Origin of the sequence: Citrobacter sp. CK198 (genome assembly GCF_030333295.1) — a bacterium.
Lineage (GTDB): Bacteria > Pseudomonadota > Gammaproteobacteria > Enterobacterales > Enterobacteriaceae > Citrobacter_B > Citrobacter_B koseri.
In genome coordinates, this window is record NZ_JAOWGE010000034.1 from 380,706 (window position 1) to 406,930 (window position 26,225).

At 54.0% G+C, this 26,225-nt stretch carries 22 protein-coding genes; 10 read left to right on the forward strand and 12 right to left on the reverse strand.

Going from position 1 to position 26,225, the window contains the following annotated elements; translation table 11 throughout:
• Positions 1–17 precede the first annotated feature (17 nt).
• Positions 18–1,778, reverse strand: a complete 1,761-nt coding sequence (gene radD, locus OGY62_RS16865; protein WP_049008255.1) for a DNA repair helicase RadD — start codon at positions 1,776–1,778, stop codon at positions 18–20.
• Between the two features lie 150 nt (positions 1,779–1,928).
• On the opposite strand from radD, the gene rsuA reads away from it, so the two are divergent.
• The 3 genes from rsuA (at position 1,929) to OGY62_RS16880 (ending at position 4,547) form a co-directional block, all read left to right on the forward strand.
• Positions 1,929–2,627: a 16S rRNA pseudouridine(516) synthase RsuA gene (gene rsuA / locus OGY62_RS16870; protein WP_024130167.1), complete on the forward strand. Its 699-nt coding sequence runs from the start codon at positions 1,929–1,931 to the stop codon at positions 2,625–2,627.
• A gap of 49 nt (positions 2,628–2,676) precedes the next feature.
• Positions 2,677–3,867: a Bcr/CflA family multidrug efflux MFS transporter gene (locus OGY62_RS16875; RefSeq protein WP_024130168.1), complete on the forward strand. Its 1,191-nt coding sequence runs from the start codon at positions 2,677–2,679 to the stop codon at positions 3,865–3,867.
• Between the two features lie 335 nt (positions 3,868–4,202).
• Positions 4,203–4,547: a YejG family protein gene (locus OGY62_RS16880; RefSeq protein WP_024130169.1), complete on the forward strand. Its 345-nt coding sequence runs from the start codon at positions 4,203–4,205 to the stop codon at positions 4,545–4,547.
• A 3-nt stretch (positions 4,548–4,550) separates the two neighbouring features.
• On the opposite strand, the gene yejF is transcribed toward OGY62_RS16880, so the two are convergent.
• The 9 genes from yejF to OGY62_RS16925 all read right to left on the reverse strand — a co-directional run bounded on the left by yejF (position 4,551) and on the right by OGY62_RS16925 (position 16,234).
• Positions 4,551–6,140, reverse strand: a complete 1,590-nt coding sequence (gene yejF, locus OGY62_RS16885) for a microcin C ABC transporter ATP-binding protein YejF (protein WP_286460311.1) — start codon at positions 6,138–6,140, stop codon at positions 4,551–4,553.
• Position 6,141: 1 nt separating this feature from the next.
• Positions 6,142–7,167 (reverse strand): ABC transporter permease, encoded by a 1,026-nt coding sequence (locus OGY62_RS16890; RefSeq protein ID WP_286460312.1) that lies wholly within the window; start codon positions 7,165–7,167, stop codon positions 6,142–6,144.
• Positions 7,167–8,261, reverse strand: a complete 1,095-nt coding sequence (locus OGY62_RS16895) for a microcin C ABC transporter permease YejB (RefSeq protein WP_104868434.1) — start codon at positions 8,259–8,261, stop codon at positions 7,167–7,169. Before OGY62_RS16895 ends, OGY62_RS16890 begins: the two co-directional genes overlap by 1 nt.
• Positions 8,262–10,076, reverse strand: a complete 1,815-nt coding sequence (locus tag OGY62_RS16900; RefSeq protein WP_286460313.1) for an extracellular solute-binding protein — start codon at positions 10,074–10,076, stop codon at positions 8,262–8,264. It lies immediately after the preceding gene.
• Between the two features lie 109 nt (positions 10,077–10,185).
• The gene (locus tag OGY62_RS16905; protein ID WP_012131580.1) at positions 10,186–11,742 is read right to left on the reverse strand and encodes a cyclic di-GMP phosphodiesterase; all 1,557 of its coding nucleotides are present in this window, start codon (positions 11,740–11,742) and stop codon (positions 10,186–10,188) included.
• 188 nt (positions 11,743–11,930) lie between these two features.
• Entirely contained in the window at positions 11,931–12,500 is a 570-nt protein-coding gene (gene mepS / locus OGY62_RS16910) for a bifunctional murein DD-endopeptidase/murein LD-carboxypeptidase (RefSeq protein ID WP_012131581.1), read from the reverse strand.
• Between the two features lie 413 nt (positions 12,501–12,913).
• Positions 12,914–13,633, reverse strand: coding sequence for a phosphatase PAP2 family protein (locus OGY62_RS16915; protein ID WP_049009460.1), 720 nt, complete (start codon positions 13,631–13,633; stop codon positions 12,914–12,916).
• A 28-nt stretch (positions 13,634–13,661) separates the two neighbouring features.
• Positions 13,662–14,648, reverse strand: a complete 987-nt coding sequence (locus OGY62_RS16920) for a CobW family GTP-binding protein (protein WP_286460314.1) — start codon at positions 14,646–14,648, stop codon at positions 13,662–13,664.
• A gap of 119 nt (positions 14,649–14,767) precedes the next feature.
• Positions 14,768–16,234: a mannitol dehydrogenase family protein gene (locus OGY62_RS16925; RefSeq protein ID WP_286460315.1), complete on the reverse strand. Its 1,467-nt coding sequence runs from the start codon at positions 16,232–16,234 to the stop codon at positions 14,768–14,770.
• Between the two features lie 204 nt (positions 16,235–16,438).
• Here OGY62_RS16925 and uxuA point away from each other — a divergent pair, with 204 nt between their 5' ends.
• Complete coding sequence (uxuA, locus tag OGY62_RS16930; protein ID WP_012131587.1) at positions 16,439–17,629, forward strand: mannonate dehydratase; 1,191 nt, start codon at positions 16,439–16,441, stop codon at positions 17,627–17,629.
• A 67-nt stretch (positions 17,630–17,696) separates the two neighbouring features.
• Here uxuA and yeiP read toward each other — a convergent pair whose 3' ends face one another.
• Positions 17,697–18,269, reverse strand: coding sequence for an elongation factor P-like protein YeiP (gene yeiP / locus OGY62_RS16935; RefSeq protein ID WP_012131588.1), 573 nt, complete (start codon positions 18,267–18,269; stop codon positions 17,697–17,699).
• 152 nt (positions 18,270–18,421) lie between these two features.
• Here yeiP and OGY62_RS16940 point away from each other — a divergent pair, with 152 nt between their 5' ends.
• Positions 18,422–18,676: a YkgJ family cysteine cluster protein gene (locus OGY62_RS16940; RefSeq protein WP_286460316.1), complete on the forward strand. Its 255-nt coding sequence runs from the start codon at positions 18,422–18,424 to the stop codon at positions 18,674–18,676.
• On the opposite strand, the gene setB is transcribed toward OGY62_RS16940, so the two are convergent.
• A complete protein-coding gene (gene setB, locus OGY62_RS16945) occupies positions 18,673–19,854 on the reverse strand; it encodes a sugar efflux transporter SetB (protein ID WP_047462472.1) in 1,182 nt (393 codons plus the stop codon). The two genes, OGY62_RS16940 and setB, sit on opposite strands and share 4 nt — an antisense overlap.
• 370 nt (positions 19,855–20,224) lie before the next feature.
• Here setB and fruB point away from each other — a divergent pair, with 370 nt between their 5' ends.
• From fruB to OGY62_RS16970, 5 genes are all read left to right on the forward strand, one after another.
• Entirely contained in the window at positions 20,225–21,355 is a 1,131-nt protein-coding gene (gene fruB / locus OGY62_RS16950; RefSeq protein WP_110494021.1) for a fused PTS fructose transporter subunit IIA/HPr protein, read from the forward strand.
• The gene (gene fruK, locus OGY62_RS16955) at positions 21,355–22,293 is read left to right on the forward strand and encodes a 1-phosphofructokinase (RefSeq protein ID WP_012131592.1); all 939 of its coding nucleotides are present in this window, start codon (positions 21,355–21,357) and stop codon (positions 22,291–22,293) included. Before fruB ends, fruK begins: the two co-directional genes overlap by 1 nt.
• 16 nt (positions 22,294–22,309) lie before the next feature.
• Positions 22,310–24,001, forward strand: a complete 1,692-nt coding sequence (fruA, locus tag OGY62_RS16960) for a PTS fructose transporter subunit IIBC (protein WP_012131593.1) — start codon at positions 22,310–22,312, stop codon at positions 23,999–24,001.
• Between the two features lie 357 nt (positions 24,002–24,358).
• Positions 24,359–25,300 carry a pseudouridine kinase gene (locus OGY62_RS16965; protein WP_012131594.1) on the forward strand — a complete coding sequence of 314 codons (942 nt, stop codon included), beginning with the start codon at positions 24,359–24,361 and terminating at the stop codon, positions 25,298–25,300.
• Positions 25,288–26,223 carry a pseudouridine-5'-phosphate glycosidase gene (locus OGY62_RS16970; protein WP_012131595.1) on the forward strand — a complete coding sequence of 312 codons (936 nt, stop codon included), beginning with the start codon at positions 25,288–25,290 and terminating at the stop codon, positions 26,221–26,223. The genes OGY62_RS16965 and OGY62_RS16970 overlap by 13 nt, the downstream gene beginning before the upstream one ends.
• Positions 26,224–26,225: the final 2 nt, after the last annotated feature.

Sequence of the window (26,225 nt, forward strand, 5' to 3'; positions counted from 1 at the left end):
ATCAATCAAAAGTACGATTAACCGCGCAATTCATGTGCCCGCCGGAAGCGGCCTTCATAATCGAAGACTTTTTCGCGCACCTGCCAGTACTGGCCTTTCATGCGGGCGACGACAAAATCAGGGGGGCGAAGCAGCGCCTGTTGCGTCAGGATATCCGCCGCAGCGATCCAGCGTAACGGAATACCCGGCGTGCGGGTATGCGGGCGAATAAACAACTGTTCAAAGGCGGTGCGTTGGGCGGGCGTCTGCAATCGGAAGCGCTCACTCACATCGGCGCCGTCCTCATCGTAGTAGGTGATTTTCAGCCATTCGCCTTTCTCATCATGCCCGTGTTGTAACGCCATCCCGCTACAGCGCAATACCAGCGCATCTTTGAGTTTTAGCGCCGCTTTCAGCATATCGTCCGGGTCAACCAGAATCGTGTCGCACTCCCGGCAGCGCCGGGCGGCGATATCGTTTTCCGCGTTGCACTGCGGGCAGTTTTTAAAGCGGAAGCGAAAATCGCACTGTTCGCGATGCCCGTCATCATCTTCAAACCAGCCCTGGCAGCGGCGACCGAAATGCTCAATCAGCGTGCCGTCAGCGGTGGTTTTCCCCCAGAAGGTATTGGCGAACCCGCAGGCAGGGCAGAACACCTGTACGGGAACGTTGTCACTTTTGCCTTTTGGCGTGCCCACTTCCGGCGCATACAGATCGTGCGGGTTTCCGGCATAGTCGAGGATCAGACAGTCGGTTTTTCCAGGCGCAAGCCGTAGACCGCGCCCCACGATTTGTTGGTAAAGACTGACTGACTCTGTCGGGCGCAGGATAGCGATAAGATCGACATGCGGCGCGTCAAACCCGGTCGTCAGCACGGCGACGTTCACCAGATAACGAAAGCGCTGGGCTTTGAAATCGTTAATCATCACGTCGCGCTCTGCGCCCGGCGTGTCCCCGGTAATCAGCGCCGCATCATCGGCGGGCAGCAAACCCACAATCTCTTTGGCATGTTCAACGGTGGCGGCGAAAATCATCACCCCTTTGCGGGTTTGGGCAAATTCAACAATCTGGCTGATGATGTGCGGGGTCACGCGCTGCTGCTTTTTCAGCTCGCGATTGAGGTCAGCTTCGCTGAACAGGCCGTTACTCTGTGCCTGCAGGCGGCTAAAATCATACTGCACCACGGGCATATCCAGACGCTCCGGCGGCGTCAGATAACCATGTTTAATCATGTAGCGCAGCGGTAACTCATAAATGCAGTCGCGAAAGAGCGCTTTTTCGTCGCCGCGCACCATGCCGTGGTAATGAAAATGATAAATCCAGCCTTTGCCTAACCGGAAAGGGGTGGCCGTCAGGCCGAGCAGACGTAAGTGGGGATTCACTTTACTCAGGTGCGCCAGGATTTGCTGATACTGACTCTCTTCATCGTCGCCGATGCGGTGACATTCATCGACAATCAGCAGCGAAAACTCGCCCTGGAAGGCGTCAAGGTTACGGGCGACCGACTGCACACTGCCAAACACCACCTTGCCGTGGCTCTCTTTACGCTTCAGACCGGCGGCGAAAATGTCGGCCTCCAGCCCCAGCGCGCAATATTTGGCATGGTTTTGCGCGACCAGCTCTTTTACGTGCGCCAGCACCAGCACGCGCCCACGCGCCACTCGCGCCAGCTCGGCAATCACCAGACTTTTGCCTGCGCCGGTTGGCAGGACAATCACGGCAGGCGTGCGGTGGCGGCGAAAATGGTTGAGCGTGGCATCCACGGCTTCTTGCTGGTAAGGGCGAAGTGTAAAAATCATGGTCTCACTACGATGAACGGTACAGGGAATAGTATGCCATGAATCATTTCCCTTGAGCGATGGTTAGAGCCCGTTATACTGGATGGACAACGGCTTCATTTTTCGGGCGTTATGCCCGATTTCCGTATTATTACAGGCAAAATCAAACTCATGCGACTTGATAAGTTTATCGCTCAGCAACTCGGCGTCAGCCGTGCTATTGCCGGGCGTGAGATTCGTAGTAACCGTGTTACCGTCGATGGCGAAATCATCCGAAACGCGGCGTTTAAACTCCTGCCAGAACATAATGTCGAGTACGATGGCAACACGCTGGTTCAGCAAAATGGCCCGCGCTACTTTATGCTTAATAAGCCTCAGGGCTATGTCTGTTCAACGGACGACCCGGATCATCCCACGGTACTCTATTTCCTTGATGAACCTGTCGCGTACAAGCTGCATGCCGCCGGGCGGCTGGATATCGATACCACGGGACTGGTGTTGATGACGGATGATGGCCAGTGGTCACACCGGATCACCTCTCCGCGCCATCATTGTGAGAAAACCTATCTGGTCACGCTGGAATCGCCGGTAGCTGCGGATACCGCCGAACAGTTTGCCAAAGGCGTGCAACTGCATAATGAGAAAGACCTCACCAAACCGGCCGTGCTGGAGGTGATCACTCCGACGCAGGTGCGTCTGACCATTAGCGAAGGGCGCTACCACCAGGTGAAGCGGATGTTCGCTGCCGTGGGGAACCATGTTGTCGAACTGCACCGCGAACGCATTGGCGCAATTGTGCTGGATGACGACCTCGAACCTGGCGAGTATCGCCCGTTGACCGAAGAAGAAATCGCCAGCGTCGGTTTATAGACCCGGTGAGCCAGGCGCTTTACGTCCCGCTAAATTCAGGAGTTCATTTGTGACCACCCGGCAGCACTCATCCTTTGCCATTGTTTTTATCCTTGGCCTGTTAGCCATGCTGATGCCGCTGTCGATTGATATGTATCTTCCGGCGCTGCCGGTGATTTCTGCCCAGTTTGGCGTACCGGCGGGCAGCGCGCAGATGACCCTCAGTACCTATATTCTGGGGTTCGCCGTGGGGCAGCTTATTTACGGCCCGATGGCGGACAGTCTCGGGCGCAAGCCGGTGATCCTCGGCGGGACGCTGGTGTTTGCGGCGGCGGCGGTGGCATGCGCGCTGGCGCAGACTATCGACCAGCTGATCATCATGCGTTTCTTCCACGGTCTTGCCGCCGCTGCGGCGAGCGTGGTGATCAATGCCCTGATGCGCGATATCTACCCGAAAGAAGAGTTCTCCCGCATGATGTCATTCGTCATGCTGGTGACGACAATCGCGCCGCTGATGGCGCCGATTATTGGTGGGTGGGTTCTGGTGTGGTTGAGCTGGCATTACATCTTCTGGATTCTGGCGGTGGCGGCGATTCTGGCATCGGTGATGATTTTCTTGTTGATTAACGAGACGCTTCCCGTTGAACGCCGTCAGCCGTTCCATATTCGTACCACGATAGGGAACTTTGCCTCGCTGTTCCGACACAAACGCGTACTGAGCTATATGCTGGCCAGCGGATTTAGCTTTGCGGGAATGTTCTCGTTCCTCAGCGCCGGCCCGTTTGTGTATATCGAGATTAACCATGTGTCGCCGCAGCATTTTGGCTATTACTTTGCGCTGAACATTGTGTTCTTGTTTGTGATGACCATTATCAACAGCCGCTTCGTGCGCCGGGTTGGGGCGTTGAATATGTTCCGTACCGGGTTATGGATTCAGTTTGTGATGGCGGCCTGGATGGTATTCAGCGCGCTGTTTGGCGTGGGCTTTTGGGCGCTGGTGGTTGGCGTCGCGGCGTTTGTCGGATGTGTTTCTATGGTCTCTTCAAACGCGATGGCCGTTATTCTGGATGAATTTCCGCATATGGCGGGCACCGCCTCGTCGCTGGCCGGTACGTTCCGGTTTGGCATTGGCGCGATTGTCGGGGCGTTGCTGTCGCTGGCAACCTTTACCTCCGCCTGGCCGATGATTTGGTCGATTGCTTTCTGCGCAACCTGCTCCATTCTCTTCTATCTCTACGCCAGCCGCCCGAAAAAACGGTGATCTAATACACAACATGGAAGTCGGAAGGCTTCCTTTGTTGACGTACATCAACGTCAAATCCATCATTTTTTCCATTTATGTTTATTTTATGTAAAATCAATTTATGTAAAAAGTCACATCATTGTAGTTAAAAAGGTTGAGTTAGATCGCAGAAACGGGTACATATAGCCCGCAAATACGTCCGGCACTGGCAAAAAATATTTTAATAACGGGCTGTACAGGCCGCTCAGACCAGGGATGTAAGCGTTTTCGATCTGTTTAAGGACGGGTTGTCAATGATGTGTTAATATGGATGTAAATAAATTGTGAAGTGAATGTGCTTCCGGGGAAAGAAAGTGACTACATTACAACTCTCAATCATTCATCGTTTACCGCAGAACTATCGGTGGTCAACGGGTTTTGCAGGTTCAAAAGTTGAACCGATTCCGCAAAACGGGCAGAACACAGAAAACAGTCTGGTGGCGCTCAAACTCCTGAGCCCCGATGGTGACAGCGCATGGCCGGTGATGCATACACTTAGCCAGGCGCTTAGCGACATCGAAGTGCCTTGCTCCGTTCTGGAGTGCGAAGGCGAGCCGTGCCTGTTTGTTAATCGTCAGGACGAATTTGCCGCGACCTGCCGCCTGAAAAATTTCGGCGTAGCGATAGCGGAACCCTTTTCGAACAACAATCCTTTTTGAGCGTCAGCTTAGCGCGAGCAACTGACGCGTATACTCCTGTTGCGGTGCGGTAAAGACACGCTCACATTGCCCCTGTTCCACCACTTCTCCTTGTCGCAGTACAATGACCTGATGGCATAATGCGCGCACAACATGCAGATCGTGGCTGATGAAAATGTAAGCCAGGCGATGCTTTTGTTGTAAAGATTTCAACAGCGCCAGAATTTGTGCCTGAACCGTTCTGTCCAGCGATGATGTCGGTTCATCCAGAATAATCAGCGATGGTTTCAGTATTAGCGCCCTGGCGGTAGCGATACGCTGGCGCTGGCCGCCGGAAAATTCCGCCGGGTAACGATGGCGCGTCTCAGCATCCAGACCCACTTCCTTCATGACGGCGATAACCTGTTCTTCGCGCTGCCCGGCGGAAAGGGCCGGTTGATGAACGCGTAAGCCTTCTTCAATAATTTGCAGTACGTTGAGGCGGGGGTTCAGCGACGAGTTCGGGTCCTGAAATACCACCTGAATACGGTGACGAACCGGCAGCAACTGACGGCGGGTTAAATTTTGCAACGGCTGGCCGTCAAAAGTGATGCTGCCCTGCGAACGAATCAACCGCAGTAAGGCCAGGCCGGTGGTGCTTTTCCCTGACCCGGACTCACCGACCAGCCCCAGCGTTTCACCAGGTCGAAGCGCGAAACTCACCTCGTTAACCACGACGTTATGATCCACCACGCGTTTCAGAACCCCTTTTCGAATCGGGAATGCGACGCGAAGCTGGTTCACTTCCAGCAGCGGCGACGACTCACCGGGCAATGGAACCGGGGAGCCGGTGGGTTCGCTGTTCAGCAACTTTTGCGTATAGGGATGCTCAGGCGCGCTAAGCAACGGCAACGCACGGTTTTGCTCCACGCATCGTCCGTTTTGCATCACCGCCACGGCGTCCGCCAGTTTTTTCACAATGCTGAGATTATGGGTGATAAACAGCATACCCATATTCAGTTCGCGTTGCAGTTCACGCAGCAGTTGCAGGATTTGCGCCTGTACGGAGACATCCAGAGCGGTCGTGGGTTCATCGGCGATTAACAGTTCAGGATGCGTGAGCAATGCCATTGCGATCATCACGCGCTGGCGTTCGCCGCCTGAGAGCTGATGGGGATAATCGCTCAGCCGTTTCGCGGCCTGACGAATCCCTACGCGATCCAGGCAGCTCAGGATTTCGGCCCTGGCGGCCTCACGGCGCATTCCCCGGTGCAGGGACAGCACTTCGTAGAGCTGTTTTTCCAGCGTATGCAACGGGTTTAGCGATACCATCGGTTCCTGAAAAATCATGGCGATTTTATTGCCCCGCACGCCGCGCAGCGTCTGCTCGCTGGCGTGGAGCAATGACTCGCCATGAAAACGGATATCGCCCGCGAGATACACCGCAGGCGGAGAGGGCAGCAACCGCAGAATCGACAGCGCGGTGACGCTTTTACCGGAGCCGGATTCGCCCACCAGCGCCAGCGTTTCGCCTGCGTCAACCTGTAGAGAGATGTCGTTAACAACCGTGCGCACGTTCTCCTGATGGCGAAAACCTACCGATAAATTCTCAATAGTTAACAGAGGATGCGTCATCTTATACCGCCTTGTTGGGATCAAACGCGTCGCGTACTGCTTCGCCAATCAAAATCAGCAGCGACAATAACACCGCGACGGACAGGAACGCGGTGATCCCAAGCCACGGCGCCTGCAAATTATTTTTACCTTGCAGGAGTAATTCGCCGAGGGAAGGGGAACCGAGCGGCAGGCCAAATCCGAGAAAATCCAGCGACGTCAATGTGGTAATCGAGCTGCACAAAATAAACGGTAAAAAGGTCAGCGTGGCGACCATCGCGTTGGGCAGCATGTGACGCAGGATAATGCTGCGATCGCTGACGCCCAGCGCCTGTGCGGCGCGGATGTAGTCGAAATTGCGCGTGCGCAGGAATTCCGCGCGAACCACCCCGACCAGGCTCATCCAGCCAAACAGGACGGTAATAGCCAGCAGCCACCAGAAATTGGGTTGCACTACGCTTGAGAGCAGAATAATCAGAAACAGCGTCGGCATTCCTGACCACACTTCGATGAACCGTTGCCCCCACAGGTCGATTTTTCCGCCGTAATACCCCTGCAACGCGCCTGCCAGCACGCCCATTACGCTGGAACAGAGGGTAAGCATCAAACCAAACAGGATAGAGATTCGCGTGCCGTAGAGGATGCGCGCCAGCACGTCGCCGCCATTCGCGTCGGTTCCCAGCCAGTTTTGTGCGGACGGCGGAGAGGGGAAGGGTTTATCAGTGGCAAAGTTGATGCTGGTGGCGCCAAAACGCACGGGCGCCCACAGCACCCATCCGTGGTTTTCAAGCTGCTTTTGCAGCCAGGGGTCCTGATAATCCGCCTGCGTTGCGAACGGCCCGCCGAAATCGCTTTCGCTGTAGTTTTTGACCAGCGGAAAGTACCAGCTTCCCTCATAGCGCACCAGCAGCGGTTTATCGTTGGCGACCAGTTCGGCGCACAGACTCAGGCCAAACAGCACCAGGAAAATCCACAGTGACCAGTACCCCCGGCGATTATGACGAAAACGCGCCCAGCGGGCCTGGTTTGCAGGGCTTAATCGCGGCATCAGCGTCCCTCAAAATCAATGCGTGGATCAACCAGCGTATAGCTGATATCGCTCAGGATATTCAGCAGCAAGCCGATCAGGGTGAAAATGTATAACGTGCCAAACATTACCGGGTAGTCGCGTGACACGGTCGCTTCGTAGCCCAGCAACCCCAGCCCGTTTAAGGAAAACATCACTTCAATGAGCAGCGAACCGGTGAAAAACATGCTGATAAAGGTGGCGGGAAAACCGGCGATTACCAGCAGCATGGCGTTGCGGAAAACGTGCTTCCACAGAATGTTTTTTTCGCTCACCCCTTTTGCACGCGCGGTGACAACGTACTGTTTGCGGACTTCATCCAGAAAAGAGTTTTTGGTCAACATGGTCAGCGCGGCGAACCCGCCGATCACCGTCGCCAGTACCGGTAACGTGATATGCCAGAGGTAGTCGGTAATTTTCTGATACCAGGGCAGGGAATCAAAATTGGCGGATACCAGGCCGCGCAGCGGGAAGAGGTCGTAATAGCTACCGCCAGCAAAGAAAACGATCAATAAGATGGCGAACAGGAAGGCGGGGATAGCGTAGCCAACGATGATAAAAGCGCTGCTCCAGATGTCGAAACGGCTGCCGTTATATACCGCTTTGCGGATGCCCAACGGGATCGACACCAGATAAATGATGAGCGTACTCCACAATCCGAGCGTAATGGACACGGGCAGACTGTCTTTGATTAACGTCAGTACGGATGCGCTGCGAAACAGGCTGTCGCCGAAATCGAAACGAACATAGTCCCAGAGCATTTTAAAGTAGCGCTCATGAACAGGCTTATCAAAGCCGTAGCGATGCGTGATCTCCGCGATCACCTCGGGATCTAACCCACGTCCGCCGCGATAGTGGCTGTCGCTAATATTCCCTACGCCGGTCTGGGCGTGGCTGGCGCGAACGCCTTCGCTACCGGCGCCGGGCAGGGCGCCAGACTGGCCGAATTCAATGGCCGCGATCGCCTGGTCAACCGGGCCGCCCGGTGCGATCTGGACAATAAAAAAGTTGATTGTAATGATGGCCCACAGCGTCGGGATCACCAGTAACAGACGTCGAATCAGGTAGGTGCCCATTTATTCTCCCTGTCGTCTGGCGGCGGGAAGTTTTGCCGCTTTGTTGACGTCATACCACCAGGTATCCAGTCCAATGGTGTAGATCGGCCGAATGGCCGGATGGGAAAATTTATCCCACCAGGCGAGCCTGTCTTCCGCCATATACCACATTGGCAGCATGTAGTAATTCCAGGTCAATACCCGATCCAGCGCCCGCCCGAGGGGAACCAGCTTCGTTTTATCGCCCTGGGCGGCAATGATTTGGGCAATCAGTTTATCAATGACCGGGCTTTGCACGCCTGGCGCGTTATAGCTGGAGTCAATGTATTCAGACGCCCAGGATATTTGTAGATCGGAGCTGGGCCACGGCATGGCGCGCCACAGTCGCGGCATCATGTCGTAGTCGCGACTGCGCATACGGTTGGTGATTTGCGAGTTATCAACCTGGCGGATGTTCATCGTGATGCCAAGACGCTGCAAATTATGCTGGAAGGGAAGAACCCACTGGCTGTTGCCGCCTGCCGGAAGCAGCAGTTCAAAGCTCAGCGTTTTGCCGGTCGCGCTGTTAACGCGTTGCTGGCCTTTCAGTACCCATCCCGCCTCTGTGAGTAATTTATCGGCCTTCAGCAGGTTTTCCCGATCGTAGCCATCGCCGTTTGAGACTGGCGGCTGATAAATCCGGGTAAAGACCTCCGGCGGCAGATCCTTTTTCATGGGTGCGAGTAAGACCAGTTCGTCTGCACTGGGGTAGTTTCTGGCGGCATACTCGGTATTCTGGAAATAGCTGTTTGCCCGGCTCCAGGCATTATAAAACAATGCCTTGTTCATCCATTCGAAATCAAATGCCAGGGTTATCGCTTCACGCACGCGACGATCGTTAAATACCGGACGCTGAATATTAAAGGCCAGCCAGCGCGTATCCTGTGCGGATTCATTTTTCTGTTCGTCTTTAACGATGTAATGGTTATCAAAGTTTTTACCGGTGTAGCGCGTTGCCCAGTTTTTCGCGTCATTCTCCAGACGCAGGTCAAACGCCCCGGCCTTAAAGGCTTCAAACGCAACGTTGTCATCAAGGTAATAGTCGTAGCGGATGGTATCAAAGTTCCAGCGCCCCCGGTTTACCGGCAGGTTAGCAGCCCAATAGTTTTTTACCCGGGAATAGACAATATACTGGCCCATTTTCCACTGGGTTATGCGATACGGGCCGCTGGCAAGAGGAGGCTTAGAGAGCGGGTCGCTGAGCTTATGATCCTTCCAGAATTTTTCCGGCATGACCGGTAAAGAAAACAGGCTGAGCATATCCTCTTTACCGGGTTTGGCTAATTCAATGCGGACGGTAAGCGGAGCGATGGCTTTGACGGTCGTGCCTTTGTATACCAGACGAAATTGCGGCACGCCCTCGGTCATAAATTTATGGAAGGTGAAGGCGACGTCGCGGGCAGTGATGGGCGAACCATCATGAAAACGGGCGCGTGGGTTGATGGTCACTTCCACCCAGGAGTAATCCTCCGCATATCGCGCGTTGTCGGCAATGAGCGGGTAGTAGCTGCCGGGTTCATCGTCAGAGGTGGTAAAAAGCGTGTCGTAAAGCTGCTCGGTACGTGCGCCAGGATTACCGCGCATGGAATAGCGGTTGAAATTATCGAATGTCCCGGTTGCGGAAAGCGTTATCCGCCCTCCTTTTGGCGCCGCCGGATTGACATAATCGAAATGATTAAAATTGGAGGCGTATTTGGGTTCGCCAAGCACGGAAAAGGCGTAACTTTCTTTGATGGCCTGAGCCTGTACGCCAAAGCTGGCCAGGGCGACAAACAGAAGCATTACGCGAGCAATCATCGGAAAATGGTTTCCTTTTCTTATCACCTGCCACCGTCAGGCAAGCGTCAATCCTGAATAATAAGTGACGCAGCCTCTGTTGTGAATCCATTCGGGCAGAAGAGTGCCGTCACCATTTCGGCGCGGGCCGGGTATTCATCCAGTGAACGAAGTCCTCAAGCGCTAAAGGGCGGCTAATCCAGTACCCCTGGAGGAAGTTGACGCCATGATCGCGTAGCCATCGGGCCTGCTCCGGGGTTTCCACTCCTTCCGCAACGGTCAGCATATGCAGGCGCTTAGAGAGCATCAACACTGCGTCCAGCACAGGAGAGGTCACGGTTTCCGTACCAATCGCATTAATAAAGCCCCGGTCGATTTTCAGGTAGTCCAGCGTAAAGCGTTCCAGATAGATGAGGGCGCTATGGCCGGTGCCAAAATCATCAATTGCGATTTCGAATCCAGCGCAGTGCAGCCACTCAAATAATTTAGCCGCTTCATGTTGATTGAGCATATCACGTTCGGTAATTTCCAGTACGATCTGAAAATGATGCGGCGGTAAGGATTCCGCCAGGAGACGGATGTCCTCTTTAAAGCTGTTGCTGTGCAGGTGGTCAGGCGCGATATTGATGCCAAACTTTGCCCCGACAGGCAGTACCTTCTGCAACGCGGGGGCGTCGCGCGCCACGAGTTTAAACAGATGCTGGGTGAGCGGCACAATAAGCTGCTGGGCTTCCGCGTAATGAATAAACGCGTCAGGAGGGATTTCGCCTGCCGTAGGGTGACGCCAGCGTAACAGCACTTCCAGACCCGTGACCCTGAGCGTTTGGGTATCAACGACCGGTTGATAGACCACATAAAATTGTTCGCGCTTGATAGCCACCAGGATCTCTCGCCCCGGCTTCAGGCGGATAGAGCTGATGTAGTAGCAGAGCAGGGCGGCGATGATACCGCTCATACTGCCCAGCAGCAGGGCATAGCCCACGTCGTTATAGGTCCAGCTGTCGGCGTATAGCTGTATCTTCAGCGGCAGCCCTTTTATTGTCGCCTGGCGCGAAGGCGTGCCCGACAGCTCTTTCACGGTCATTAAATGCGAAGAAAACGTCGAGAGCACGGTATCGCCAATAATTAATGCGATGCCATCAAAATCTTCCTGTCGGGCGGTGTAAATAAGGTAGGGCGTCAGGTTGATATTCAGCGAGGTAAATACGCCGCTCTCTTTTAATAACGGGTTGCGATACCAAATCGCCATCGCCGGTTTATCCGGCATCATCGGCGTGCCGGGAAGTATCGCCATATCAATCTCTTTGCGGATGTCGATATTGGATACCAGGTCGGTAAGCGGCGTGTCCATCGGCCCGGTCGCCGACGAGCAGAAGGCGATTTTGTCTTTGACGAGCAAAAAGGCGCGCACATTCAGGCTAAAAGCGGCGCGGGAGGTCAGCTCGGAAGAGACTTGCTGGCAGTCATTAAGCGTCAGGGGCTGTAACACATCCGTCGTGGCTTTAAGGTCGGCGAAGTAGCTCACCAGATAATGTTGTACGTCGGATATCAGCGTGTCGTACTTGACTTCACGTTTATGCCATGACATTAAAAATTGCAGGCTACTGATAAGTAACGCGACGATGACCCCTGTGAGAATGCAGGTGAGCAGGATTTTTCGCGAGGACGAGGAGGCGCGTGTGAACATAGTTACTGGTTCTACCTGAGGTAACCGAATGCGATTAAAATGCTTGATTTAAAAGACTATAACCTGGATTAAACCGCATCGTCATTCTTTTCTACAGGGATGCGATAGAACGCAAAAAAAGCACCGCCGAAGCAGTGCTTTTTATGTGTCTCGTCAGGATTGCCAAGGGATAGCGGTCAGACGAAAAATTAACTGCGGCTCAGAACCCGGCGCCCTTCGTTGTAACGTTTTTTCCAGTAAGGCTCGTTCATGCTGGAAATAATAACGCCGCTACTGGTAGACGCATGAACAAACTGGTTGTTGCCGATGTAGATGCCTACATGACGGCCCGTCGAACCGGCGCGGAACAGAACCAGATCGCCCGTGCGCAGGTTATTGCGCGAAACGGATTTGCCCATTTCCTGCTGCTCATAGGTTGAGCGAGGCAGTTCTAAACCAAATTGTTCACGGAATGTACGCTGTACAAAGCTGGAACAATCGACACCTTTTTTGGTGCTGCCGCCAAGGCGGTAACGCACGCCTTTCCAGTCAGCATACTGATCCATAATCCGCGATTTAACATCGAGGTTACGCACCATATTTTCAAATTCATCCTGAGAGGCTTGCAGTGAAGAGTTATCTCCATTGCCCACAGCATGCGTCTCAGAATGCACGTTCTTTGCGGTATTTGTAGTGCTACATGCAGAAAGCAGAACCGCCACTGCAATCGCGGGAATTCCCCGCAGGATATATCTCAAAATCGGTTGAGACCTGACCATGTTGTTTGTTTTCCCTTGAAGTCCTTAACGACAAATATCGTTATAAAAATGCCAAACGTGACGAGACTAATTACCTGCGCACAATGAGACAATTCTTTAAGGTCAAATCTGTGGCGGAACGCACAAATTTATTCGCAAAGAGAATAATTATCCAGCGAGGCAAAACGAGTTCAAGATTACCCGATCGTTGCTGCCATTGCGAGCAGTTTGGCGGGATTTTTTATAAGAAATTATGATACTGAAAGTGAATTAGTGGCATTGGCTAAATTAAACGCAAATGAGGCGAATAACAGGCAATACGTTCATTTTCAACGGGAAGAAGATGACAGGAAGATGACGGCGGGGCGGGAAATAATCGACGATCGCCATCAGGAGTGAGAACGCTCTCTGATGACGATGTTAATTGATGTGATTTATTTGTTTAAATTTTGTTTGTTTTTACCGGGCAGATAATTATCGAAAAACCGTATCACGCGATCGCTGAACGACGTCATTAACAGCCAGGGCAATCCAATCAGCACCGTTGTCAGCGAACCGACCGCAATATCCGTGAACCAGTGGGCGCCGATCATTACGCGCGGAAAGGCAAAAACCACAAATATAATAAGGGCGATGAAACCTGCGACTTTTCCGAAATAACGCAGCATAAATGCGGAAAAAATAAGCAGCATCATTCCGTGATCGCCAGGGAAACTGTCTTTTGACGCATCTTTGGTTGGAATATGCAGGAGATCGCTGACGCGGTGAATATTTTCAAGCGTCAGCGTAGGACTGGCGCGTTTGACCGGAATAAACGCCTGGCCTAACTGATTCACCACAACCGCAGATAAAAGCATCACCAGGCCGATGATGATAATACGCCGACGGCCCGCCGTGGTCTCTTTTAACCAGAAACTCAGCATCAGGCAGCCCATCGCCAGCAGCGCGCAACCATCAAACGCCCGGTTATTGGTGATCGCCACCAGCCAGAGAAATGCGCGGCTTTCAACCAGCTTCTGGTTAAAGAAGTGGAAAATGTTCGCGTCGAGAGGAGACCAGAATCCGTGATTGACTGGAATATACCACGACAAAAACAACGCCAGACCCGCAGCGTTAATCAGCAGTATGAGGGGATACCGGGTTTTCATTATCATCTCGCCATTCAGTAAAACGGAGGCAACCTTACGCGTCCTCGGCTAAACGAAGCTTCAACAATGCGGTCTGTAATGTGTTCCAGTCTGTTTCACGGTCTGAGATGAGTTCGATGCGGCTGTCCGGCGGCGCGACGTTTTGGGTCTCAATATGAAGATCGTCACCCTGACGATTAATACGCACCAGACCTTCCTTAATGCGCATAACGCCTTTCACTCGTCCAACCGGCGCGAGGCGCGCCCATTCGAGCAGGCCGATGGTGTCGAACACGGTATCCGCATCAAAAATCCAGCCGCAGGCCTGATGCCCCTGGCCGCTGTTCAGGCTGCGACGCCAGCGCTGTTGCGTCGGCAGGCTAAGCGCGGCGAGCCCTTTTCTTTCGGCATGCTGGTGCGCGTGGGCGGCGCTGGCGGGCAGTTCCGCCAGGTTCTGGCGCGGTAAATCCAGCAGCTGTCCGTTGATTTGCCCGTGGTCGGCATGAACCAGTTGACGATTGTCGCCGTACTGTTGCCACCAGGTTTGCAGGGCGCTTTCGCTTTCCGGCGTAGCGCGATCGGTTTTATTCGCGACGATGACATCGGCGGCGGCCAGCTGGTCGCGGAAGTTTTCGTTGGCGACGCTCTTTTCATCCAGCAGTAAACGCGGATCAAGGATGCACAGCGTGGCGCGCAGGTCGATCCACGGCTCGTAAACCGGCGCGGTTAACAAATCGAGGATCTGTTTCGGATGGCCAAGTCCTGTCGGTTCGATCAGCAAGCGATCCGGCTTGCCCTGGCGCAGCAGGGTATTTAGCCCCACCTGCATTGGTAATCCGTTCACGCAACACATGCAACCACCGGGGATCTCTTTCAGCAATGCGCCGCTGTCCGCAAGCAGTGCGCCGTCAATGCCCACTTCGCCAAATTCGTTGACCAGCACGGCCCATTTTTCCGCAGGATCTTTGTTGGCTAACAGATGAAGAATAGAGGTTGTTTTTCCACTGCCGAGAAAGCCGGTAATGAGGTTGGTTTTGGTCACGTCTGCTCCAGAATAATGATATGCCGTAACGGCTCGTGCTAATCCTGGCGAAAAAAAACGAAAAAGAGAAGGGCAGAGCGGACGAAGAATTTTTTCGTCCGCTGGAAAGACAGAAATTGTTAACTTTTTAACGTATCAATGACCGCCTGATGCGCGCCATGTTGCGCAATGCGCCGCCAGGCTTGCTCAATGGCCTGCACAAACAGGGGATTTTTCACGAGATCCGTGCCGAAAACCTCCTGCAACGACAGCAGCGCGCTAACCCGCTCCGCGTCACTGCTGCTTTCAACAAGCAGGCGAATTTTTTCGCTGAGCGGGTCCCGAATATCAATCGTTGCACCTGCGTCGTTCACGCCGCTGACGTAGCGCATCCAGCCTGCGACGCCCAGCGCCAGTAGCGGCCAGTCACTCCCACGCGTCAGATGTTCGCGAATGCCTTCCAGCATCCGCTGCGGTAATTTCTGGCTGCCGTCCATCGCGATTTGCCAGGTCCGGTGCTTCAGCGCCGGATTGGCGAAGCGTTCAATCAGGCTGGCGGCATAGCGGGATAAATCGACGTTGGTGATGCGCAATGTCGGCGCCTGTTCATTCATCATCAGGCGGTAAGCGGCCTCACGAAATGCGCTGTCCTGCATACAATCGCTGATGTGCTGGAACCCGGCCAGATAGCCGAGATATGCAAGGAACGAATGGCTGCCGTTGAGCATGCGTAGTTTCATTTGCTCCCAGGGCAGCACGTCATCAACCATCTGCACGCCAGCGACTTCCCACTGCGGGCGGCCTGCCACAAAGTTATCTTCAATAACCCACTGTATAAACGGTTCACAACTGATGGCGCAGGGATCGGCGACGCCCAGCTCGCGGGTAATTTCGTCCAGCGACTCCTCTGTGGCGGCAGGCACGATTCTGTCTACCATCGTTCCCGGGAAGCTGACGTGCTGCTGAATCCACGCCGCCAGCTCCGCCGCGCGTTTTTCCGCCATGCCCAGAACGGCGTTTTTAACCACATGGCCGTTATCCGGGATGTTATCGCAGGAGAGAACCGTGAAAGGCGACAACCCGCGCTCACGCCGACGATGCAGGGCCTCCACAAGAATCCCCGGCGCCGAGTGCGGCTCCGTGGGGTGTTGCATATCATGAATAATGCGCGGGTTTGACACGTCGAGCGAACCGGTTGCCGGATCGATGCAATATCCTTTTTCGGTGATAGTGAGTGACACTATCGCCACCTGCGGCTCGCAGAACTTTTCGATAATAGCGGCAAGCGAATCCAGCTTTGCGTTCAGACACTCCTTGACCGCGCCGACGATAATCGCCTGATTGCCGTTTGCGCCTTTTTCCAGCACGGTGTACAAGTGATTCTGCTCGCGAAGCTGGCCCATCAGGCGATCGCCGCTGAACAGGCTGATCTCGCAGATCCCCCAGTCTCCGCCTTGCGCATTCAGCACTCTGTCGGTCAATAATGCCTGATGGGCGCGGTGAAACGCGCCAAAACCGAAGTGCACAATCCGGGTTTGTAGTTGTTGTCGATCGTAGCGGGGCGTCAGTACGCCTTCCGGGAGTGGGGCAGAGGCAATAGTCTTCATTAAGAACACACCTGATTAACCATTAATTAACAATGGTAGTGTAAAGTTATATGACACCAAATTGAATTGGTATGCCGCATTTATCCGGGGATTGTGAGCTGGATCAATCAATCATGCGCCCTACGTTGACCATTTACGCGATACCTGTATGGTAGTCATCACTCAGGTAAATTAATTTGGTATAACAACTTGTGAGGTGAAGCAATGGAACAAACCTGGCGTTGGTACGGGCCTAACGATCCGGTATCGCTTGATGATGTGCGTCAGGCTGGCGCAACGGGGGTTGTGACGGCATTGCACCACATTCCGAACGGTGATGTGTGGCCGGTTGAAGAGATTAAAAAGCGCCAGGCCATTCTGGCTGAGAAAGGGCTGACCTGGTCTGTTGTCGAAAGTATTCCGGTGCATGAAGAGATTAAAACACGCTCCGGGCAGTACCAGACCTGGATTGCAAATTATCAGCAAAGCATCCGTAATCTGGCCGCCTGCGGTATTGATACCGTGTGCTACAACTTTATGCCGATTCTCGACTGGACGCGTACCGACCTTGAATATCCGTTGCCCGATGGTTCCAGAGCGCTGCGTTTCGATCAGATTGCCTTTGCGGCTTTCGAACTGCACATCCTGAAGCGTGACGGCGCGCAAGCGGACTACAGCGAAGAAGAGCAGCGCCAGGCGCTGGACTACTTCAACGCTATGAGCGCTGCGGATATCGAAAAACTGACCCGGAATATTATCGCCGGGCTGCCTGGCGCTGAAGAGGGTTATACGCTGGATCAGTTCCGTGCGCGTCTGGCGGAATATAACGGTATCAGCAAAGAGGATTTACGCGAAAATATGGCGGTGTTCCTGCGTGCGATTGTACCGGTGGCAGAAGAAGTCGGCGTGCGCCTGGCAGTGCATCCTGACGATCCGCCGCGCCCCATCCTCGGCCTGCCGCGCATCGTTTCTACCATTGAAGATATGCAGTGGCTGAAAGAAACCGTAGACAGCATTAACAACGGGTTCACTATGTGTACCGGTTCGTACGGCGTACGCGCGGATAACGACCTGGTGAAAATGATCGAGACGTTTGGCGACCGCATTCACTTTACCCATTTACGCTCAACCTGCCGTGAAGATAACCCGAAAACCTTCCACGAAGGCGCGCATTTACAAGGGGATGTCGATATGGTCGCGGTGATTACCGCAATTCTTACGGAAGAACAGCGTCGTAAGCTGGCAGGCGATCTGCGTCCGATCCCAATGCGCCCGGATCACGGTCATCAGATGCTTGACGATCTGCATAAGAAAACCAACCCCGGCTACTCCGCTATTGGTCGTCTGAAAGGGCTGGCGGAAATTCGTGGCGTTGAACTGGCGCTGAAAAAGACCCAGTTCCGCGATTTGCTGTAACACCTGTTGGTCATAAAAAAGGACAGCCCTGGCTGCCCTTTTTTGTTGGCGCGTCGGCGACGGGCGCTTAGTCCGCGCGGCCCATGTAGCGACGTTCTTCAATGTGAATACGGATTTTTTCACCGGCGCTCAGGTATTCCGGCACCTGAATCACCAGACCGGTGCTCAGCGTTGCGGGTTTGTTGCGGGCGCTGGCTGACGCGCCTTTAATGCCCGGTGCGGTTTCCACGATTTCCAGATCAACCGTCTGCGGCAGTTCGAGCGCCAGCAACTGACCGTCCCAGGTCAGCACCTGCATATCCGGCATTCCGCCTTCAGGAATAAACAGCAGCTCTTCTTCAATCTGATCTTTGGTGAAGGTATACGGGGTATAGTCTTCTTTATCCATGAACACATATTCGTTGCCGTCGATATAAGAGAAATCGACGCCACGGCGGCTCAGGGTGACGGTATCAACGATGTCGTCGCCTTTGAAACGCTCTTCGACTTTCAGACCCGTACGGACGTCGGAAAAACGCATTTTGTACAGCGTCGCGGCACCGCGGGCGGTCGGTGACTGAATATCAATATCTTTTACAATCAGCAGCTTGCCGTTGTAGTTCAGTACCATACCTTTTTTAATTTCGTTCGCTCTTGGCATCGAAAAAATCCTGTTGTAGAGAATGTCTAAAATATCGCGTCAAACTACTCGCGCCGGGCGATTCAGGCAAGTGGAATTCACATATCCCGGATGATTTTGTGTATACTGTTCGCCCACTTTCAGTCCGGTGGCTTACGAATAGAGAATACTGTATGGAATGCCGCCCGGATTGCGGAGCATGTTGCACCGCGCCTTCAATCTCCAGCCCCATTCCGGGTATGCCTGACGGTAAACCCGCAAACACGCCGTGTGTCCAGCTTGATGAACATCAACGCTGTAAGATCTTCGGTTCGCCGCTGCGTCCAAAGGTCTGCGCAGGCCTTCAACCCAGCGCCGATATGTGCGGTCAGACAAGGACGCAGGCAATGATCTACCTCATTGAACTGGAAACGCTTACTGCGCCTTAAACGTCTTTAATGCGTGCCAGACAAACCATCGTCGCGAGGGCCATCACCAGCGCAAACCAGAATACGGCGTGGTAATTCCAGATTTCCGCCGCAATCCCCGCCAGCGATCCGGCGATAATCCAGCCTACGCGGATGGTATTGGTATACAGCGTGGTTGCTGAACCCGCCTGGCCGGGCATCAGATCCTGAAAATAGAGCATCCCGATGCCGCCGAGAATGCCGATGTAAATTGCGTTCAGCAACTGCAAGCCGAGCAGAACGACAGGCGAGTGCGCCAGCAGCATACCCGCGTAAAAGCAAAACCCCGCCACGATGGCGATCCGCATCAGCAGGCGTTTTCCCAGCCGTTTAGCAAAATAACCTGCAATCAACATAGTGGGAATTTCCAGCCCGGCGGCAGTCCCCATCATGACGCCGGCAAGTTTTTCCGGCAGATGCAGTTCGTTAATGATAAACAGCGGCATATTAATGATATAGAGACTGTTGGTTCCCCACATTAATGTGCAGATAACAAAGAGCAGCAGCGTATCGCGGCGATTACGGCGCGGCGCTTCAAGGGTTCCGGCAGCAAGCGGCGCATCTTTACGCATTGACGGTAAAAACAGCCAGACCATTACGCCACAGACGACAAACGCCGCCGCCGCGCTCAGGTACATCACGGTAAAGCTGAACCCCATCGCCAGCGCATAGGCCAGCGGCGGCCCAATCACCCACGCCAGCGAAACCTGGGCGCGCAATATCGAGCTGAACATCACGGCTTCGCGACCGGTGCGATCGGCATGTTCGCGGGCAAGGGCGAACATTTGTGGGTTCGCGGTAGAACCAAAACTACTCAGGAAAACGCCGACGAACAGCAAAATAAAATAGTTGCGGTTCCAGGCAAACAGCACGCAGGCCAACATGCCCAGCACACAGCAAAAAACGATCAGGCTTTTGCGATCGCCTTTTTTGTCGGAGCGCCCGGCCAGAAACTGGCTCACCAGAATGCCGATAACGGCGCTGCCGGTAAAAAAGAAGCCAACCATCCCCGGACGAGCGTGTACCTCATCCGTCAGAAAAAGACTGAGCGTCGGCGTCTGTAACGCACCGGCGATACCCGTCAGAAACGCGACGAGCAGGAATGCCGAAGACGTCAAATCAAACGTTTTTGGTGTGGCGGCAACGGGGGTGTTATGCATGTTTCTGTATCAGTGGTGTGAAGAGACGCGGAGTTTACGCTGCTCGTCAGGAAATAAACAGGTGCCCAAATCAAAATCGCCACAAAAAATCAAAATAGCATTTCAGTCTATGAAGGGAAGATGCTGACGGTGCTGAAACAGATCGTTTTACGGGCAATTCACTTCAGCATTTATTACCTTCCTGAATGAAAAGTGTGCTTTATCTCTAAATTCTGTCATCAATTTTACGACTTTACTTGCGTGCTGAAGCAGAAAGCGCAAGACGTTCTTGAAACGTTTCAGCGCTATTTTGTTTTTGGCTACAAGTCAGATTAGCGCCTTTTTTCTCATGTTAGCTGAATCGTTTCAAGTTCAGCAGGAGAGGAGAACTATGTTCCAGTTATCGGTTCAGGACATTCATCCGGGCGAACAGGCCGGAAACAAAGAAGAGGCCATTCGTCAGGTTGCCGCTGCGTTAGTGCAGGCGGGCAACGTCGCAGACGGCTACGTCGACGGCATGCTGGCGCGTGAGCAACAGACATCCACTTTCCTTGGCAACGGTATCGCCATTCCGCACGGAACGACCGACACGCGCGATCAGGTGCTGAAAACTGGCGTGCAGGTGTTCCAGTTTCCGCAGGGCGTAACCTGGGGCGAAGGGCAAGTGGCCTATGTGGCGATTGGTATTGCCGCCAGCTCCGATGAGCATCTCGGGTTGCTGCGTCAGCTGACGCACGTATTAAGCGATGACGCTGTGGCTGAACAGCTGAAATCCGCCACGACGGCAGAAGAACTGCGCGCGTTGCTGATGGGTGAAAAGCAGAGCGAACAGCTGAAGCTGGATAACGACACCCTGACGCTGGATGTGACGGCCAGCGACCTGGTGACGCTACAGGCGCTGAACGCCGCGCGCCTGAAAGAAGCAGGCGCTGTGGATGCCGCGTTTGTCGCCAGAACCATCAATGAACAGCCGATGAATCTCGGCCAGGGCATCTGGCTGAACGACAGCGCGGACGGCAACCTGCGCAGCGCTATCGCTGTGAGCCGTGCGGCTACGGCGTTTGACGTAGAGGGCGAAGCGGCTGCGCTGCTGGTGACTGTCGCGATGAATGACGATCAGCCCGTCGCCGTGCTGAAGCGCCTTGGCGATCTGCTGCTGAACAATAAAGCTGACCGTTTGCTGAAAGCGGATGCCGCCACCGTGCTGGCGCTGCTGACCAGTGATGAAGCATTGACTGACGACGTGCTGAGCGCCGAATTTGTCGTGCGCAATGAGCATGGCTTACACGCCCGTCCGGGCACCATGCTGGTGAATACCATTAAACAATTTAATAGCGAAATTACCGTGGCAAACCTTGATGGAACCGGAAAACCGGCAAATGGACGTAGTTTGATGAAAGTGGTGGCGTTGGGCGTGAAGAAAGGCCATCGCCTGCGCTTTACGGCGCAGGGCGAAGATGCTGAACAGGCGCTGAAAGCGATTGGCGACGCCATTGCCGCTGGTCTTGGGGAGGGCGCGTAATGAGCAGACGTGTTGCTACTATCACCCTTAATCCGGCATACGACCTGGTCGGTTTCTGCCCGGAGATTGAACGCGGCGAAGTGAACCTGGTGAAAACCACGGGTCTGCATGCGGCGGGTAAAGGCATCAACGTTGCCAGGGTTCTGAAAGATTTAGGTATTGATGTCACGGTTGGCGGTTTCCTGGGTAAAGACAACCAGGACGGTTTCCAGCAGTTGTTCAGCGAGCTGGGCATTGCCAACCGTTTTCAGGTGGTGCAGGGGCGCACCCGCATCAACGTTAAGCTGACGGAAAAAGACGGTGAAGTGACCGACTTTAACTTCTCCGGTTTTGACGTGACTCCGGCTGACTGGGAACGTTTTGTGAACGATTCGCTGAGCTGGCTGGGTCAGTTCGATATGGTCTGCGTCAGCGGCAGCTTGCCGACAGGCGTCAGCCCGGAAGCGTTTACCGACTGGATGACGCGTCTGCGTAGCCAGTGCCCATGCATTATCTTTGATAGTAGTCGCGAAGCGTTGGTGGCGGGTCTGAAAGCGGCGCCGTGGCTGGTGAAACCGAACCGCCGTGAATTAGAAATCTGGGCAGGCCGTAAGCTGCCGGAAATGAAAGATGTGATCGACGCGGCGCACGCCCTGCGTGAGCAAGGTATTGCGCATGTGGTGATCTCTCTCGGTGCGGAAGGGGCGCTGTGGGTGAACGCATCCGGCGAATGGATCGCGAAGCCACCGTCCGTTGATGTGGTGAGTACCGTAGGTGCAGGGGATTCTATGGTTGGCGGTCTGATTTACGGCCTGCTGATGCGTGAATCCAGTGAACATACGTTGCGTCTGGCGACAGCCGTTGCCGCGCTTGCGGTAAGCCAGAGCAATGTGGGCATTACCGATCGTCCTCAGTTGGCCGCAATGATGGCGCGCGTCGACTTAAAACCGTTTAACTGACAGCAGGAGAGGCATAATGAAAACGCTGCTGATTATTGACGCCAATCTCGGCCAGGCTCGCGCTTACATGGCGAAGACCCTGCTCGGCGCGGCGGCACATAAAGCAAATCTGGAAATTATCGACAATCCGAATGACGCAGAGTTAGCCATTGTGTTGGCTGACGCTGTGCCGAACGACAGCGCGCTGAACGGTAAAAAAGTCTGGTTGGGCGATATTGCCCGTGCCGTGGCGCACCCGGAACTGTTCCTCAATGAAGCGAAAGGACACGCGACGCCATACAGCGCGCCGACAGCGGTTGCCGCCCCGGCAGCGGCCAGCGGCCCGAAACGCGTCGTGGCGGTGACGGCGTGTCCGACAGGCGTCGCGCATACCTTTATGGCGGCTGAAGCGATTGAAACCGAAGCGAAAAAACGTGGCTGGTGGGTGAAGGTCGAAACCCGTGGCTCCGTGGGCGCAGGCAATGCCATCACGCCGGAAGAGGTTGCGGAAGCGGATCTGGTGATCGTGGCGGCTGACATCGAAGTGGATCTGGCGAAGTTTGCCGGAAAACCGATGTACCGTACATCAACCGGCCTGGCGCTGAAGAAAACCGCGCAGGAACTGGACAAAGCCGTAGCGGAAGCGACGCCGTATGCGCCTACGGGCAAAGCGCAGGCCGCTGCGACAGAAGGGAAAAAAGAGAGCGCTGGCGCATATCGCCATCTGCTGACGGGCGTTTCCTACATGCTGCCAATGGTGGTTGCGGGTGGGTTGTGTATCGCGCTCTCCTTTGCGTTTGGTATTGAGGCGTTTAAAGAAGAAGGTACGCTGGCTGCGGCGCTGATGCAGATCGGCGGCGGTTCCGCCTTCGCGCTAATGGTGCCAGTGCTGGCGGGATATATCGCGTTTTCCATTGCGGATCGTCCAGGCCTGACGCCGGGTCTTATCGGCGGTATGCTGGCGGTGAGCACCGGATCTGGCTTTATCGGCGGTATTATCGCGGGCTTCCTGGCCGGTTATGTCGCGAAACTTATCAGCACTAAACTAAAACTTCCGCAGAGTATGGAAGCGCTGAAACCGATCCTGATCATTCCACTGATTTCCAGTCTGATTGTCGGTCTGGCGATGATTTACCTTATCGGTAAACCGGTTGCCGGCATTCTGGAAGGGCTGACTCACTGGCTGCAAACGATGGGGACGGCGAATGCGGTACTGCTGGGCGCGATCCTCGGCGGTATGATGTGTACTGATATGGGCGGCCCGGTTAACAAAGCGGCGTATGCGTTCGGTGTTGGTCTGCTGAGTACCCAGACTTATGCGCCGATGGCGGCGATTATGGCGGCAGGCATGGTTCCTCCGCTGGCTCTTGGGCTGGCAACTCTGGTTGCGCGTCGTAAGTTCGACAAGGCGCAGCAGGAAGGGGGCAAAGCCGCGCTGGTGCTGGGGCTGTGCTTCATTACCGAAGGCGCGATCCCGTTTGCGGCGCGTGACCCGATGCGTGTCCTGCCATGCTGTATCGTCGGCGGCGCGCTGACAGGCGCAATCTCAATGTGGGTTGGCGCGAAACTGATGGCGCCGCACGGCGGTCTGTTTGTGCTGCTGATTCCTGGCGCGATTACACCGGTGCTGGGCTATCTGCTGGCGATTGTTGCGGGTACGCTGGTTGCCGGTCTGGCCTATGCGTTCCTGAAACGCCCGGAAGCTGAAGTTATCGCGAAAGCGGCATAATGTAAACCTTGTGCCGGATGGTGGCGTGAGCGCCTTATCCGGCCTACGGATACCGATCCTGTAGGCCGGATAAAACGCATTAGCGTCGTCATCCGGCATTTTTCTGCCTTTTTTATCCCCCCCATTTTGTGTCCTGGCTCGCAACTTTTTCCTCCCTTGCAAACTGTATCTATAAAAAATTGTGACTCTGTTCATATCTATTCGCTTTAGGGCTTGCGGATGGATTTACTTTATCAAAAACACGCATATCATGAACACATGTTTTAATATGAACATGTGCTCTAATAATCTCGATTGTGGCGGTGGTTATTCTTAACGAACTCATTGTTATGGCAGCTTAATGCCAGAGGACGTTCTATGCGTGAAACGGAATACATAGTGACGATTGGCTCAGCCAATATGGATGTTGCCGGGTATTCGCATGCTTCTTTAAATTATGCGGACTCCAATCCGGGGAAAATAAAATTTACCCCCGGCGGCGTGGGGCGCAATATTGCGCATAATCTGGCGCTGCTGGGAAAAAACTCATGGCTACTGACGGCCGTCGGGAGTGATTTCTATGGGCAGTCATTGATGGCGCAAACGAATCAATCCGGTGTGCACGTTGATAAATGTCTGATTGTGCCGGGAGAAAATACGTCAAGTTACTTATCCCTGCTCGACAATACCGGAGAAATGCTGGTCGCCATAAATGACATGAGCATTACCGACTTTATTTCGGCTGAATTTTTATCACAGCATGCTGATTTTATTCGTGGGGCAAAAGTGATTGTCGCCGATTGTAATATCAGCGAAGAGGCACTGAACTGGGTGCTGGAAAATGCAGGCGATGTGCCGGTATTTGTTGATCCGGTTTCTGCCTGGAAGTGTGTCAAAATTCGCGAGCGACTTGGCAAAATTCACACGCTGAAACCCAACCGGCTTGAAGCTGAAACCCTTAGCGGCATTCCCCTCTCCGGGCGGGAAGATGTCGGGAGCGTTGCGGCATGGTTTCATGAACATGGCCTGAACCGTCTGGTGCTTAGTATGGGTGGCGACGGCGTTTATTACAGCGATATAAACGGCGAAAACGGCTGGTCGCTCCCCATTAAAACCAACGTCGTCAATGTGACCGGCGCTGGCGACGCCATGATGGCGGGACTCGCCGCCTGCTGGATGGACGGCTTACCCTTTATAGATTCGGTTCGATTTGCACAGGGTTGTTCATCAATGGCGCTTGCCTGTGAATATACCAATAACCCTGATTTATCTGTCGCGAATGTTACATCGTTAGTGGAGAACACAGAATGTCTGAATTAACTCTTTCCTCTGAATTATTACAAATTTCGCCAGAAGTACAGGACGCATTAAAGAGTAAGAAACCCATTGTTGCGCTGGAATCAACCATTATTTCCCACGGCATGCCTTTTCCGCAAAATGCGCAAACGGCAATTGAAGTTGAAGAAACCATTCGTAAGCATGGCGCCGTGCCCGCAACCATTGCCATTATTGGCGGTGTAATGAAAGTGGGCCTGAATAAAGAAGAAATTGAATTATTAGGTCGTGAAGGACATAACGTTACAAAAGTCAGTCGTCGTGACTTACCGTTTGTGGTTGCCGCTGGAAAAAATGGCGCAACGACGGTCGCATCCACCATGATTATTGCCGCACTGGCCGGAATTAAAGTATTTGCAACCGGCGGTATCGGTGGCGTACATCGTGGCGCAGAACATACGTTTGATATTTCTGCTGACTTGCAGGAGCTGGCGCATACCAATGTCACGGTGGTTTGTGCAGGGGCGAAATCAATTCTCGACCTGGGATTAACCACCGAATATTTAGAGACTTTTGGCGTGCCGTTAATTGGCTATCAGACCCAGGCATTACCGGCATTTTTCTGCCGTACCAGCCCGTTTGACGTCAGTATCCGCCTGGACAGCGCGCAAGACATCGCCCGCGCAATGGCGGTGAAATGGCAAACCGGCCTGAACGGTGGTCTGGTTGTGGCAAACCCGATCCCGGAACAGTTTGCGATGGCGGAAGAGAAAATCAACGCGGCGATCGATCAGGCCGTGAAAGAAGCGGAAGAGCAGGGCGTCGTGGGGAAAGAAAGCACGCCATTCTTGCTGGCGCGCGTGGCGGAACTGACCGGCGGCGATAGCCTGAAATCCAATATCCAACTGGTGTTCAACAACGCTGTACTGGCCTGTGAAATAGCGAAGGAATATCAACGCCTCGCCTGATA